14 protein-coding genes are annotated in these 14,056 nt (G+C 38.9%); all 14 read left to right on the top strand.

The genetic code is table 11. The features are described from left to right. Window positions 1-95: 95 nt before the first annotated feature. The 14 genes from H3T44_RS05800 (at window position 96) to lnt (ending at window position 14,030) form a co-directional block, all read left to right on the top strand. Window positions 96-2,633, top strand: a complete 2,538-nt coding sequence (locus tag H3T44_RS05800; RefSeq protein WP_198196522.1) for a penicillin-binding protein 1A — start codon at window positions 96-98, stop codon at window positions 2,631-2,633. Between the two features lie 80 nt (window positions 2,634-2,713). Further along, window positions 2,714-3,845, top strand: a protein-coding gene (gene prfB, locus H3T44_RS05795) for a peptide chain release factor 2 (RefSeq protein ID WP_110438641.1) whose coding sequence is annotated in 2 segments (ribosomal slippage) — window positions 2,714-2,782 and window positions 2,784-3,845 — 1,131 coding nt in all. Because the reading frame shifts where the segments join, the coding sequence is not laid out codon by codon here. A 93-nt stretch (window positions 3,846-3,938) separates the two neighbouring features. After that, window positions 3,939-4,652, top strand: coding sequence for an energy transducer TonB (locus H3T44_RS05790; RefSeq protein ID WP_122123220.1), 714 nt, complete (start codon window positions 3,939-3,941; stop codon window positions 4,650-4,652). Window positions 4,653-5,107: 455 nt separating this feature from the next. After that, window positions 5,108-6,061 (top strand): MotA/TolQ/ExbB proton channel family protein, encoded by a 954-nt coding sequence (locus tag H3T44_RS05785; protein ID WP_232347525.1) that lies wholly within the window; start codon window positions 5,108-5,110, stop codon window positions 6,059-6,061. A 26-nt stretch (window positions 6,062-6,087) separates the two neighbouring features. Further along, window positions 6,088-6,510 (top strand): ExbD/TolR family protein, encoded by a 423-nt coding sequence (locus H3T44_RS05780; RefSeq protein WP_370552732.1) that lies wholly within the window; start codon window positions 6,088-6,090, stop codon window positions 6,508-6,510. Between the two features lie 52 nt (window positions 6,511-6,562). Continuing rightward, window positions 6,563-7,003, top strand: coding sequence for a biopolymer transporter ExbD (locus H3T44_RS05775; RefSeq protein WP_232347524.1), 441 nt, complete (start codon window positions 6,563-6,565; stop codon window positions 7,001-7,003). A 29-nt stretch (window positions 7,004-7,032) separates the two neighbouring features. Further along, on the top strand, window positions 7,033-8,265 hold the full coding sequence (locus tag H3T44_RS05770) for a lipopolysaccharide assembly protein LapB (protein WP_198196521.1): 1,233 nt from the start codon (window positions 7,033-7,035) through the stop codon (window positions 8,263-8,265). Between the two features lie 199 nt (window positions 8,266-8,464). Then, window positions 8,465-9,031: a NifU family protein gene (locus tag H3T44_RS05765; RefSeq protein ID WP_155567806.1), complete on the top strand. Its 567-nt coding sequence runs from the start codon at window positions 8,465-8,467 to the stop codon at window positions 9,029-9,031. A 74-nt stretch (window positions 9,032-9,105) separates the two neighbouring features. Continuing rightward, window positions 9,106-9,702 carry a malonic semialdehyde reductase gene (locus tag H3T44_RS05760; protein ID WP_198196520.1) on the top strand — a complete coding sequence of 199 codons (597 nt, stop codon included), beginning with the start codon at window positions 9,106-9,108 and terminating at the stop codon, window positions 9,700-9,702. A gap of 4 nt (window positions 9,703-9,706) precedes the next feature. Next, on the top strand, window positions 9,707-10,399 hold the full coding sequence (locus H3T44_RS05755) for a tRNA (adenosine(37)-N6)-threonylcarbamoyltransferase complex dimerization subunit type 1 TsaB (RefSeq protein ID WP_110438647.1): 693 nt from the start codon (window positions 9,707-9,709) through the stop codon (window positions 10,397-10,399). A 21-nt stretch (window positions 10,400-10,420) separates the two neighbouring features. Beyond that, window positions 10,421-10,870, top strand: coding sequence for a ribosomal protein S18-alanine N-acetyltransferase (rimI, locus tag H3T44_RS05750; RefSeq protein ID WP_198184729.1), 450 nt, complete (start codon window positions 10,421-10,423; stop codon window positions 10,868-10,870). Window positions 10,871-11,045: 175 nt separating this feature from the next. Then, window positions 11,046-11,489, top strand: a complete 444-nt coding sequence (locus H3T44_RS05745; RefSeq protein WP_110438649.1) for a Fur family transcriptional regulator — start codon at window positions 11,046-11,048, stop codon at window positions 11,487-11,489. A gap of 55 nt (window positions 11,490-11,544) precedes the next feature. Continuing rightward, window positions 11,545-12,393 carry a GNAT family N-acetyltransferase gene (locus H3T44_RS05740; protein WP_198184730.1) on the top strand — a complete coding sequence of 283 codons (849 nt, stop codon included), beginning with the start codon at window positions 11,545-11,547 and terminating at the stop codon, window positions 12,391-12,393. A 62-nt stretch (window positions 12,394-12,455) separates the two neighbouring features. Next, window positions 12,456-14,030, top strand: coding sequence for an apolipoprotein N-acyltransferase (gene lnt, locus H3T44_RS05735; RefSeq protein ID WP_198196519.1), 1,575 nt, complete (start codon window positions 12,456-12,458; stop codon window positions 14,028-14,030). Window positions 14,031-14,056 lie beyond the last annotated feature (26 nt).

Genomic DNA, 14,056 nt, shown 5'->3' with positions numbered 1-14,056 from the left:
GAATAACAACATAGTTGTTTTTTACTCATATTAAAAATGTTATATAAGAATAACTCCTAATAATCGAGTTTTCACAATTGATGTAGAGTTTTTTTATGTCTTCGAAAAATTCTGATCCGTCTAATGCTGGTAATAAATATAGTAATTCAATTATAAAACGCCCCAGATACCGTATATGGCGGATGTTGGTTGGAATACTTGCAGGCTTGTTCCTTTTTATTCTTGCGGGAGGTGGATTATTTGCCTGGATAAAATATGAGGGAGCTGTACAGGATTTGCCTACTGTTGAGGGGTTGAAAAATTATGCCCCGCCTGTTATGAGCCGGATATATGCCAATAATGATCGTGTCATGGCAGAATTGGCATCAGAGCGGAGATTATTTGTTCCTATTACCCTTATTCCGGATCGGGTCAAGAATGCTTTTATCTCGACAGAGGACAAGAATTTTTATTCTCATGGCGGGATAGACCCCTTGGCAATTGTACGTGCGGTTGTACAAGATATGTTCCGTAAAACGTCAGGTAAGCGTCTGGTGGGGGCCTCAACGATTACGCAACAGGTTGCGCGTAATATGTTGCTTAACAATAAGCGGAATTTGAATCGCAAGATTAAGGAAGCTATCTTGGCAATTCGAATTGAACAATCCCTGACCAAAGATCAAATTCTGGAAATTTATTTAAATGAAATTTATCTTGGTGATGGTGCCTACGGGGTTGCTGCGGCCGCACAAACTTATTTTCATAAAAATCTTGATCAGCTGACCGTGGCAGAAGCGGCCTATCTCGGTGGATTGCCGAAATCTCCTTATAATTATGATCTTTATCATCATCCAAAAGCAGGGCTGGAACGTCGTAATTTCGTTTTGAGCCGTATGCTAGAAACTGGTGTAATCAGCAAAGAAGTCTTGAAACAGGCAATGGATGAACCTCTGCAAGTGACACAATCTGTTATAAGACGTGGACCTTTGGCAGGAACACAATGGTTTTCCGAGGCTGTAAGGCGTGATCTGATAGATCGCTATGGAATGGATAAAACAATGCAGGGTGGTTTGGAAGTTCATACGAGTTTGGATCTGAAAAATCAAAATCTAGCAACAAGGTTAATGCAGCAGGCATTAATGAAATATGATCGGCAACATGGTTGGCGAGGTGCAATAAATCATTTAAATATTGAAGATGGAAAAGAATGGAGTGATTTGCTAGCCAGACAAAAAAATCCTGCCGGGATATTGGATGCATGGCGTGTTGCCATTGTTTTGAATAGTAGTACGGGAAAAGTTGGATGGTTGGAGAATAAGAATGAGAAATTGGCTTTATTGGAAAATAAGGATGTAAGTTGGACAAAGCGTTCTTCTCATCCATTAAAAATGGGCGATGTTGTTTTAATTGAGCCTTTGGCTGATAATGGTAAAGTCGCCTTGCGTCAGGTTCCTCTGATAGAAGGTGCGTTAATTTCTGTTGATGTTCAGACAGGCCGCGTTTTATCCATGTTTGGTGGTTGGTCATTTGCTGAGTCACAGTTTAATCGAGCAACACAAGCTCAACGACAACCAGGCTCTTCTTTCAAACCCATAGCTTATCTGGCGGGGATGGAACAAAATATTCCGCCATCTCAGATTTTTATGGATTCCCCTTTTTCAGCAGGTAGTTGGCATCCAAACAACTATGAAAAAACATTCTGGGGACCAACAGCGTTACATAATGGCTTACGTTATTCAAGGAATTTGGTCACCATTCGTTTGGCCGCTCAAGTCGGGATGAATGCTATTTCAAATTTGGCAATTGCATTAGGTGAAGTAGATTCAATGCCTAAGGTTTTACCTGCCGTTTTGGGTGCTGTGGAGACAACGGTTTTCCGTCATGCTGGTGCCTATGCAAGTATTGCGGCAGAGGGGTTGTTAACAAAACCAACCTTAATTGACTATATTCAGGATCGGAATGGAAAGGTAATCTGGCATTCAGATGTCTTGAAGTTGGAACATTCGGAAGATCCAGATAGGCTTCCCCTTATTATTGATCATCGTAAACGTGTTGCATCAGCTCAAAGTTCCTATCAAATTATAACCATGATGGAAGACGTGATGAAACGTGGAACCGGTATGTCGGCAGCGCGTGGGATAGATCGTCCACTTGCCGGCAAGACAGGAACCAGTCAGGATTTTAATGATGCGTGGTTTGCAGGATTTTCACCGGATGTCGTGACAGTAGTATGGTTTGGGTTTGATCAGCCAAAAACATTGGGAAAAGGTATGTCTGGCGCTGTTGTTGCCGCGCCAGTTTGGAATGAATTCATGAAAAACATTCTGGCTAATCGTCCCAAACTTGATTTTGCAAAACCAGAAGGTGTTTTTCTAGCAAGTTATGATACGAGTAAAGGAAGTGTAACCGATGCTTTTAAGGAAGGACAAACCCCGGGAATTAGCATCAATTTGAATAAGGGGGCAGCAACGGGTGAGTTGACAGCCCAGGATACAGGAGCTGAAAATATACCTGATTCTGAAGAGTCCATGGATAGTAATGAGGGGATTGTATCTCCATCTAATGAAGGAAGTGAAAAAAAGATTGGTGAAAAAACAGGTCAATCTTCATCTTCAGGTGAAGGGGAAGATATAGGTATGGGTGGATTATATTAAGGTTGACCTTGTATTTTTATTAAAATCTTGTTAATTGGATTAATAATTAATTGCATTTAAGGTAAATAAAGGAAACGAGTATGTCTGCGGAGAGTGATACACTCCAACAAACAATAGAGCAGTCTTTAGAACTGCTGAGGAGGCATCTTTGACTGGGATACAGCTAAAGATCGTCTAGCCGAGTTAAATAACCGCATTGAAGATCCCAATCTATGGGATGATGCGGAAAATGCGCAAAAGATTATGCAGGAAAGAACAGGGCTTGCCAATCAAATTGAGCGGGTTGAACGGTTGGAGCAGGATTGCAAGGAAAATCTTGACCTAATTGCGTTGGCTGAACAGGACAATGACATGGAAATTGTTCAGGATGCCTTGCAACAATTGCAATCAATGGAAAAAGAAGTTAAACGTCTTGAATTGGAAAGTTTACTTTCTGGTGAAGCCGATCGGAATGACTGTTATCTGGAAGTGAATTCCGGGGCAGGAGGCACGGAAGCGCAGGATTGGGCTGAGATGATGTTAAGAATGTATACACGTTGGGCTGAACAACATGGTTATAAGGTAACCATGTTGGAAAGTACTGAAGGGGAACAGGCGGGTATAAAATCGGCAACATTGCAAATAAGCGGGATAAATGCCTATGGGTGGCTGAAAACTGAAGCGGGAGTTCATCGCTTGGTTCGTATTTCGCCTTTTGATTCCGCTAAAAGGCGTCATACATCTTTTGCTTCTGTTTGGGTTTATCCAGTTATAGATGATTCAATTGATATTGAAGTAAATGAATCAGATTTGAAAATCGATACGTATCGTGCATCGGGTGCTGGCGGACAGCATATCAATAAAACGGAATCAGCCATAAGAATTACCCATGTTCCAACAGGAATTATTGTCGCTTGTCAAACGGATCGATCACAACATCGTAATCGGGCAACAGCAATGGAAATGTTGAAGGCCCGTCTATATGAATTGGAATTAAAAAAACGCGAGGAAGAGGCGGCACAGACAGAAGCCAATAAAACTGATATAGGTTGGGGTCATCAAATCCGTTCTTATGTTTTGGCACCCTATCAATTGGTGAAAGATTTGCGAACGGATGTGGAAAAAACCAATCCAGATGCTGTTCTGGACGGTGATCTGGATGATTTCATGGCAGCGGCACTGGCTTTAAGGGTGGGGGCAACACGTTCAGAAGCAAGTGCGAAAGCAACATGATAAAAAGGCTTTGTTAAAAACTTTGACTAATAATGATTTATCAGTGGATAAGTATTGAAGATGAGTAATTTCACAGGAAATGGAAAATGATTCATGGTTAATCTTAATCAACGTCATCCTATTGAATCTATTGGTATTTTAATTCTTGTTATTTTGTTTCATATTTTTGGAATTCTTGGATTATTGTTTCTGATGCATTCCAATAAAAAAGAAGATATGCCTGCTCCATTAGAAATAAGGGTTGTAGATGTATCTTCCGCCGCATCCTCAGCTTCCGCACAGGTTTCACAACCACCTGCACCGGAAATGATTGTTCCACCTCCACCAGAGATTGAGCCCCCCCCAATTAATACAGAAGCCCCTGTACAACCTAAACCGCCTAAAATTGTAAAAAAACAAGTCAAAAAAAGGGAACCGGCTGCCCAACCTGCAAAAAGCTCGGCATCCGATAGTCAAAATCAAGGGAATATGAATGGTACATCTGGTGAGGGGATGTCGAATACTCCAAATGATGGTCCTCCTGACAGAAGTGCTGGCAGCCGTGCACTTAATGGTGTTAAAATGAATTATCCTCCTGATATGGAAGCGGCGGGTAAGGAAGGTCGGGTTATACTATCCTGTGATATTGAAGCGGATGGCCATACCAATAATTGTAATGTAATTGAAGCCAAAGGAGGAAACTCGTTTAAAGAAGAGGCTCTACGCTATGTGGCTTCTGCCCGTTATCGTCCAGCCACACGCAACGGTATGCCAGTAAAAGAGAAAAATCATCGTCTTACAATCAGTTTTAAATTAGGTGCTGGATAAATGGTTCATTTATTTTGGATTGGATATGTCAATTAATCATCTTAAATGCAAATAAAGTTAAAATTTCTTTAAATTTAGTTACGTTAATGTCGAAAAATATGAATAAATTTACCAAACAAGATATTGGGCAGACCAACATTGATAATCTGTGCTTTCATGATATGAATTTTTATGACAAAAATTTTAGGGATGGTTTAGTTGATGCTTTAAATATTTGTAAAAATATATTTAAGGAACATGATCGTTACGTTATTGGGTTATCAAAAATCAACCCTAGAGCGTCACCAATTCGATAACAGATATGGTATATAGGTTTGAAATGAACCTAGAATCAATTATAAGTTGATGGTTATTCATATCAATATAAAAATAAATAACAATGAATATGTTTATGTTGTCTGAGGTTGTTTAAAGAAATTACTGCCCAGTAAAATTAACGAAGGAATGTGTTAAATATGGATAAAAATAAAAGTTTATTTCGATTGATTCGTTTTAAATTCACTGTGATTGCTGCATTTTCTGGAATGCTTTGCCTGTCAGGTATAAACAATGGTTTTGCACAGCAGCCTCAGCAAAATATACCAACATCAACTGCACATGATAACTCCGCTTCTCAACCAATGCAAAATTCAGCGGGTAGCAACGTAAATCCAGTCGTTTCTTCGACCATAGACAACCCAGTAAAACCGGAAGCTGCTCCTCAATCATCAGAAAATCCATATGGTTTAAAAGCTTTGTGGAAAGCGGGTGATATTGTTTCAAGGATAACATTGCTTGTGTTGGCAATAATGTCAGTAGGGAGTTGGTATGTAATCGTTGCAAAAATTGCTGTCCAAAATCGTGTAACGCGTGCTGGAAAAGAAGTGCGTGAAAAACAGTTCTGGCAACAAAATACTTTAAAAAAGGGTACGGAGAGTTTAGGTAGTAACTCTTCCTATCGATATATTTCTGAAAATGGTATTGATGCACTGATGCATTATGAAGGCTCCTTGCAGGAAACGATTGATTTATACAGCTGGGTGTCCATGGCCTTACATAGAGCGCTTGACACGATACAGGGACAATTGCAAGGTGGTCTGGCTTTTTTGGGAACGGTTGGATCCACTGCCCCTTTTGTAGGATTGTTCGGAACAGTCTGGGGTATTCATCATGCCTTGACCGCCATTAGTATCGCTGGACAGGCTACCTTGGATAAAGTTGCCGGTCCTGTAGGCGAGGCTTTAATTATGACAGCAATTGGTTTGGCTACGGCTGTTCCTGCTGTTCTGGGATATAATTTCCTGGTTCGTCGCAATAAAGTGATTATGGATCAAATTCGCAATTTTGCTGCAGATGTTCAAACAGTCTTACTTGGGGGAAACCTGAATAATAAAAAAGCGATCCCCGAGCAAGGAAAGAGAGGCCCATGAGCTTTAATTTGAATGGTAATCGTGGTGTGGGGGATTTTATCAGCGCGGAAGGGGATAATGATGAGGTGGTATCCGAAATCAATACAACCCCCTTGGTTGACATCATGCTTGTACTACTGATTATCTTTTTAATCACTATTCCTGTTGCCACACACGCTGTAAAGGTTGATATACCAGAACGTAATAGTCATTTAACTCAAACCAAGGTAGGAAATATAGCCCTTGTCATTAAGGCGGATGGTCAAATATTTTGGAATGAACAGCTATTACCTGACGATAATGCATTAAAGGCAAAATTGGCTTCGGTAGCATCTTTACATCCTCAGCCCCAAATTCAAGTTTGGGGAGACATACAGGCAAAATTTGAGAAAGTTGGTCAGGTTATCCAGGATTGTCAGCAAGCCGGGATCAGTCGAGTTGATTTTATTACGAAACCCATTAGGAAATAGTAATACGGTATAGGGTTAAGCCAGATTATATGATTGAAAAGGATATAGTATAATGCGTTTATTACGTTCTGGACATGCTCGCAGAATCATGATTCAGCAAGGTGAAAAGGAAGAAGAGGTAATGGTAAATATTAACACGACTCCCTTGATTGATGTAATGCTGGTTTTATTGGTAATGTTGATCATAACTATTCCCCTACAGACGCAATCCGTACAATTGGCCTTGGGAAGAGCAGTTCCAGTAAATGAAACAGAACTTCCAAAAACGGTGACAATCGGTATTGATTTTGATAATAGTTTGTCAATTGATGATACTGCTATTTCCAATGAGAATGCGTTACTTGATCGTTTTCGTGAAATAGCTGCTAACTCTGACCAGCCAGTTGTTATCGTAAAGCCCAATCGATTGGCCAATTATAAAAATGTTGCCATTGTTTTGGCAGATGCCCAACGGTTAGGAGTAAAAAAGATAACAATTGCCAATCAACAGTAATGAATGAGGATAGATCGGGATATTAAACTATGAAACCTGTTTCTTTATTGCGAAATTTATGGATGGTGGCTTTATTGGGAACTGCTGGAGGTTTATATTCAGTTTCTATTGAATCCAAAGAAGTGGTAAGCCAAAAAATGGCTGCTCCTTTAAAAAATATAGAACATCTTATGAAACAGGGAAAGATTGCCCAGGCCAATGCGGCGCTTAAGGAAGTTCAGACAATTCCAAATCCTTCCGCCTATGAAAAAAATATTATTGAACATTTGCGGATTGCTTTGGCAATCAAGCAGAATAATCTTGATGCAGCCTTTACCGGATATGATGAATTGATTAATTCCACACGTACGTCTGCATCTGAAAAAATTCAAATAAGAATGGCGCAGGCCAGCCTTGCCTATCGAGCTCGACAATATGTGAAGGCAATAGAATATATTAAACAGTATTTTTTGGTTGGTGGTACCAATACACACATGAAAACATTGTTGATCCAGTCATATTTTCTTAACAATAACTATAAGGAAGCAATGACAGCTCAGCAAAAACAAATAGATGAAGAAATAAAAAATGGTCAGGTACCAGCTGAATCCCAGTGGCAAATTATGGCTAATTGCCAAGAAAAACTTGGAGATCAGGATGGTTTGCGACATAGTTACACGCAATTGGCTATGCATTATCCCAAAGCCGAATATTGGGGACATATTATGGCGGCACTATCATCCAGTCGTGATTTATCACCCTCTGTCAAACTTGAAATACTCAATTTGCGTTTTAATATGAATTTAATGAGGACCAGTGAAGAATATATGGAAATGGCGGAAGTGGCAATGCAAGCCAATATGTCGCATTTCGCATTGAAAATCCTTGCGGCTGGTTATGACAAGGGAGTATTGGGTACGGATCATAACTCTACACGTGTTATGAGATTTAGGAAATTTATTCAGGATAAAATTAACGAGAATAAATCAGCGTTACCTGCAAAATTGGAAGCTTTCGAAAAGGCACCAAATGGTGATGATATGTTGATGCTTGGATATGATCAGGTTATGGACGGTAAAGGTCAGTCAGGTCTGCTATTGATGAAGGAAGCACTGAAAAAAACGTTGAAAGATTCTAATGAGGCGTTGCTTCATTATGCTATGGCACAACTACAAGTTAACCAGAAAAATCAATCAATTCAAAATCTAAAATCTATCCAAGCACAGGGAGTTATAAAAGAAATTGCTGATTTATGGCTGATTAAATTACAGACAAAATCCTAAATCTTGAAATAGGATATATTGAAATACTGAGTAATTAATAATAATATGCTTTTTCGTGAAGAGGATAGTTTGCGATATTTTTAACAATTGTTTATTTATTTGCCTATTTTGATAAATCCACTTAAAAGGCATATTTCTTGATAGGTTTTTATTTGGGTAAAACCTGTTTATTTAAGGTGGAGGGATTAAGGAACTGGGAATGCTTATTCATACGGAAGAAACACCAAACAATCATGCATTGAAATTCATTTTGGGTAAACCGATCCTTGATTCGAACCAGACAATTGATTTTACGAATAAAGAGGCTTCAAATATGTCGCCACTCGCATTGAGCCTGTTTGATGTTGAGGGAGTGAAACGTGTTTTTTTTGGTCACAATTTTATTGTTGTAACCAAAGATGAGAAAGTTTCCTGGTATGGGCTGAAATCAGCGTTAAGTGCTATTATCATGGATTTTCTCTTGATGAAAAGACCCGTTCTCGATAAAACTTCAAAAGTCAATGTGATCGAGATGGAAGTTGCACCTGAGGATCAAGCGGTTGTTGAGCAAATAAAATGGATATTAGATACGGAAATTCGTCCCTCTGTAGCCAAAGATGGTGGCGATATCATATTTTACGGTTATAAGGATGGATGTGTTTATTTAAGAATGCAAGGATCCTGTCAGGGATGTCCCTCTTCAGCAATGACTTTGAAACATGGGGTGGAAGTGATTCTGCAGCGACATCTTTCTGAGGTTATTACTGTGGAGCAAGTAAGAATTTAATTTTATTTGCTAAAGAAAATATCAAAAAAATCTATGTTTCGGATCAATTCGGATGATTGAATTGGAAAAAAGAAATGGATGAAACATCTTCTTTGTCTATGGAATGTCTGGATCGTCTTTTTAATTTGGCACGGACGCCTAGGGGTTGGTTAAATAGGGATGTGGAAATTTCTGTTTTATATCAGCTTTATGACTTGGTAAAAATGGGTCCTACTTCTGCAAATTGCCAGCCGGCTCGGTTTACTTTTCTTAGTCATCCGGTAAGTAAGGAAAAATTGAGATCCGCCCTTACAGACGGGAATATTGATCTGGCACTATCCGCTCCTGTTATTGTTATTGTAGCATATGATCCAATATTTTATGAAAAATTACCGATTTTATATCCAGCGGTTGAATTGAGATCATGGTATGCGGGAGACATGTCATTTGCTGAAGAGACGGCTTTGCGCAATTCTACTTTGCAGGGAGGATATATGATTGTTGCGGCTCGTTCATTGGGGCTTGATGTTGCTCCCCTATCGGGTTTTGACAATACAATGGTGGATCGACTGTTTTTTGAAGAGCAGGGTTGGCATTCCAATTTTTTGATATGTTTGGGATACGGGAATAAAGAAAATATTGGGGAACGAAATGAAAGGCTTGCGTTTGAGGAAGCCTGCTTAATGTTGTAAATCTATGAAAAACGATAAAACAATTTTAGTCATTAATGGTGCCTCTGCATCTGAGCAGGCACCTAATTTTATTTCTGTTGTTGTTAAGGATCAAATATATAGGTTGGAATGTGAAAAAAAATCCTTTGAACGAGGTGCCCCAGAACGATTTCCAATCTATTTCAATGAATTTGTACGGAACGGTTATTTAGTCGCTAATAAGATTGATCTTATTTCTATTATTATTGGACCTGGATCTTTTACGGGATTGAGGGCTTCCATTGCATTCTCATTGGGATTGCAAACAGGGTTACATTGTCCGGTTGTCCCTTTACGCCGTGGTGAGGCGATTTTTCCATATATCGAAAAAGACTATTCTGGTAAATTAGTTTGGCATATGACCCTGGCCCGAAGAAATAGGGTATTTATTGAAACCAATCAAAAATCTGAAATAAAAGCTTTCGATTTTGTTGATATACCATGGCCGGAAGAAGAAGTTATTTTGTCAGGTGAAGCGTTTCCAATTATAAAACCTCTTATTCCAACAAAAGTCAATTGGCGCAAATCCTCTATAAATGAGGCGGATGCAGTTATGATGGCCAAGATTGCGGATCATTATGATCAGGGTGATAAAGTTACGAATAAACTCTATCCTTTATATATAGATCCTCCCAAAGCGAGTTTACCTGCTGGTGGACTGCGAAAAGCACCAAAATAAAAATGCCGAGAGAATGAAGTGATGCCGATACAATTTATTACAGAGGGAAATGGTTTAGAATATCCATTGGCATTATTACATCAATCCGCTTTTCCAGAACATGAATATTGGAAACCTGAAGATTTCAAAACACTGATGGCTTTACCTACACATTCTGCATGTGTCTATATGGATAAAGAAAATGTAATGCTGGGTTTTCTATTTTACTCCAAAATTATTGATGAAGCGGAAATAGTTACTTTTGCTGTTTCCCCCCCCTTTCAGGGAAGAGGGATAGGCAAGGCCATTCTTGAGCAATTTATAAAAAAAATGAAAATGGAAAACATCAAATCAGTTTTTTTAGAAGTTGCTGAAGATAATAAAAAGGCATATCAGCTTTATTGTAATTATAATTTTGAAGTTCAAACAAAAAGGGTTGATTATTATGGTAAAAATAAGAATGCTTATCTTATGCTGAAGTCTTTGTCCTAGAACGACTCTTGGTAAATAGAGAAATATATCTTTTTTAATGATTTGAATTAAGTTATAAATAGTTTGAAGAAAGCTATCTTTTGAAGTTATAATTTTTGTTGAAAATTGACTTGGCAATTGTCCGTATTCCAGTTAGGGCGCATATAGGCTTCTTTGTAATAATTGAATGAATTGTATGACACGTGAAAAAATGAATAATTTATCTCATATAGAACGGTTATGTATTAAGAAAGGTCTGAAAATGACCGGGCAGCGACGTGTTATTGCCCATGTTCTTTCGCATGCCCATGATCATCCCGATGTTGAAGAGTTATATCGACGGGCCTCAAAATTGGATAATAATATCTCTGTAGCCACGGTCTATCGTACTGTTCGTTTGTTGGAAGAAAAGGGTATTCTGGAAAAACATGATTTTGGTGGGGGACGTGCCCGTTATGAAGTGACTGAACAGGGAACGCATTATCATTTAATCGATGTTGATACTGGAAAAGTGATTGAATTTGAAGATCCTGAGCATATCAAGATGATCGAGATCATGGCGAAAAAATTAGGGTTCGAACTGGTTCAGCATCGGTTGGAACTGTTTGGGCGCCGTATTAAGACAGAACAAGATTCGTAATTTTTACAAGATATATATAAATTATTTTGGTTTATGATTTATATAGAAAGAAAATATGCATAGGGAAAAGAGAAGCGGTTCTTTATCAACTTTAGAATTGAGAAGAGATAAATTTGTTGAATTACGTTCAGGTAGCCTAGGAGTCAGGTTGGCCGAGACAGAATCGGAAAAGGATGCAGCCCGAGCTTTACGTTATCGAGTGTTTTATGAAGAGATGGGAGCGATTCCTAACGAGAATATTCGTAATCTTAAAAGAGATTTTGATGAATATGATGACTTTTCAGATTATTTACTGGTAATTGACTATAATAAAATATCTGATCATGAGCGGGTCGTGGGAACCTATCGATTAATTCGAAAGGAAAATGCCGACAAGGCGGGTGGTTTTTACAGTCGTGCAGAATATGATCTTTCCGTATTACAGGAATATCCTGGCAATCTTTTGGAGGTCGGTCGCTCTTGTGTCCATCCGCAATATCGTAATCGATCCGCAATGCAGTTATTGTGGGAGGGAATTGCTGCCTATATTTTTTATTATCGAATAGATATCTTATTTGGTTGTGCCAGTTTCCCGGGAACAGACCCCGATCAATATGCCGAAATCTTAACCTATCTTTATCAAACTCAATTGGCACCCCCAGCTTTGTTAGTCAAGGCATTGCCAGAGCGTCGTGTGGAAATGTTGCGTGTCGATCCGCATCATTTGGATCATTTTCGTTGCCGATTGGAACTTCCTCCTTTAATTAAGGGTTATTTAAGACTGGGAGGATATGTTGGGGATGGTGCTGTTATCGATCAGCAATTTAATACCACGGATGTTGCAATAATTCTTAAAACTGAACTCATTGCAGATAAATACTATCGTCATTATGAACGACGTTTGAGAGACGCATTGGAATTTTGAATTATTCATGAAGTTTGAAAATTTATAAACTATTTTATAAAGTTATTTCATACATTAAGAAAATGGATTTTCATTTGGATAAATGGCATGACTTAAAAGGATGGCAAGGGGCATTGTATCTCACAGGTTTGGGAGGAATATCTGCCTTGGCTTTTCCACCCACCTATTTTATATTTATTTTATTTTTGTCATTTCCGTTACTTCTGCATTCAATTGATCATTCCAAAAATTGGAAATGTGCCCTGATGAAAGGGTACTGGTTTGGTTTTGGTTTGCATACAATCGGATTATCGTGGCTTGTAAATGCTATACTGATACGGGCACAGGACTTTTGGTGGCTTGTTCCAATTGTATCTCCATTATGTGCGATATTACTTGCATTATGGACGGGTTTGCCTACGCTTTTCTATTATTGGATAAAACCTTCAAAAAAATTAAAAATTTTTGTTTTCGCTGGTTTATGGACCGTTTGTGATATGTCCAGAGCGGTGATGTTGCCGCCTAATTGGTGGAATCCTGTTTTGACAGGTTTCCCATGGAATCCTTTGGCCAGTACCTGGGAGATCCCTGGCAGGATAGGGGATATTTTTATCCAGACCGCTTCCCTTATTGGAGTGGATGGATTGACATTGATAACGGTTATTCTCGTCTTGCTTCCATTATATGGAAAAAAAGGATGGATGATTATCGCTGGAACTATTTGTGGTTTGGCTTTATTTGGTTTTTACCGTTTGGTAGAAAAACCGCCTATTACAGATAATAATACACCCATTGTTGCCTTAATTCAGGGAAATATAGCTGAAGATGACAAGATAGCGAATACAGATCCTCGCCGAATTTTCCAGAAATACATGCAACTTACTTCGGATGCGGTTGTTCAGGCGGTAACCTTGCGTCAAGAATTGGGGCAGTTTGAAAGACCTATCATTTATGCCTGGCCTGAAAGCTCTTTTCCGGGAAGTATTCAATATGATGACGCAGCCAGAAAAGTTATGATGCAAAATAATCCAGATGCCTCTTTCGGTATTATAGGGGCCATCACCCAGCAAGAACCAAATATTCTTTACAATAGTTTGGTAGTTTTAAGGCAACCGGATGGAGCGATTGATCATGTATATAATAAAGTGAAATTGGTACCTTTTGGTGAATCCCAACCTTGGTATATTCCATTTCATGTTGTACCTGGACAGGTTTTAACACCAGGTGAGGGAAATGTCACATTGAATTTATCAAGAGTAAGTTCTTTTGCACCATTAATATGTTATGAAGTTATTTTTTCGGGACAGATTCTTGATTATAAAAATAGACCAAAATGGATATTGAATTTAACAAATGATGCGTGGTATGGAAATTCTGCCGGTCCTAGACAACATCTTGCTGCGGCAAGATTGCGTGCCGTGGAGGAAGGAATTCCAGTTGTGCGTGTAGCAAATACGGGAATATCAGCAGTTTATGATTCTTATGGAAGAAAAATAAGCCAGATTGACTGGGGCGTCAAAGGAGTAAGGGCGGTTGCGTTACCAGGAGCTTTGTCTTTTACGTTGTTTTCGTTGGGACATCGTTTTATTCCTTTTTGTTTGTCACTTATTTGTATTTTTACAGGAGTAGCAGGCAAATTCCTCTCGAGGGGGAAATAATTAACTAAAGGGCTAAAGAACAAGGT

The sequence above is a fragment of the Commensalibacter sp. M0355 genome (assembly GCF_016101365.1).
GTDB lineage: Bacteria > Pseudomonadota > Alphaproteobacteria > Acetobacterales > Acetobacteraceae > Commensalibacter > Commensalibacter melissae.
The sequence above is the reverse complement of the archived record's forward strand: the minus strand, read 5'-3'. Positions and strand labels throughout refer to the sequence as shown.

Bases quoted from the DNA above. Each gene is read 5' to 3' on its own strand.
- H3T44_RS05800 (WP_198196522.1), top strand. From the start codon at position 96: ATGTCTTCGAAAAATTCTGATCCGTCTAATGCTGGTAATAAATATAGT.
- H3T44_RS05790 (WP_122123220.1), top strand. From the start codon at position 3,939: ATGGTTAATCTTAATCAACGTCATCCTATTGAATCTATTGGTATTTTA.
- H3T44_RS05785 (WP_232347525.1), top strand. From the start codon at position 5,108: ATGGATAAAAATAAAAGTTTATTTCGATTGATTCGTTTTAAATTCACT.
- H3T44_RS05775 (WP_232347524.1), top strand. From the start codon at position 6,563: ATGCGTTTATTACGTTCTGGACATGCTCGCAGAATCATGATTCAGCAA.
- H3T44_RS05770 (WP_198196521.1), top strand. From the start codon at position 7,033: ATGAAACCTGTTTCTTTATTGCGAAATTTATGGATGGTGGCTTTATTG.
- H3T44_RS05765 (WP_155567806.1), top strand. From the start codon at position 8,465: ATGCTTATTCATACGGAAGAAACACCAAACAATCATGCATTGAAATTC.
- H3T44_RS05760 (WP_198196520.1), top strand. From the start codon at position 9,106: ATGGATGAAACATCTTCTTTGTCTATGGAATGTCTGGATCGTCTTTTT.
- H3T44_RS05755 (WP_110438647.1), top strand. From the start codon at position 9,707: ATGAAAAACGATAAAACAATTTTAGTCATTAATGGTGCCTCTGCATCT.
- rimI (WP_198184729.1), top strand. From the start codon at position 10,421: ATGCCGATACAATTTATTACAGAGGGAAATGGTTTAGAATATCCATTG.
- H3T44_RS05745 (WP_110438649.1), top strand. From the start codon at position 11,046: ATGACACGTGAAAAAATGAATAATTTATCTCATATAGAACGGTTATGT.
- H3T44_RS05740 (WP_198184730.1), top strand. From the start codon at position 11,545: ATGCATAGGGAAAAGAGAAGCGGTTCTTTATCAACTTTAGAATTGAGA.
- lnt (WP_198196519.1), top strand. From the start codon at position 12,456: ATGGATTTTCATTTGGATAAATGGCATGACTTAAAAGGATGGCAAGGG.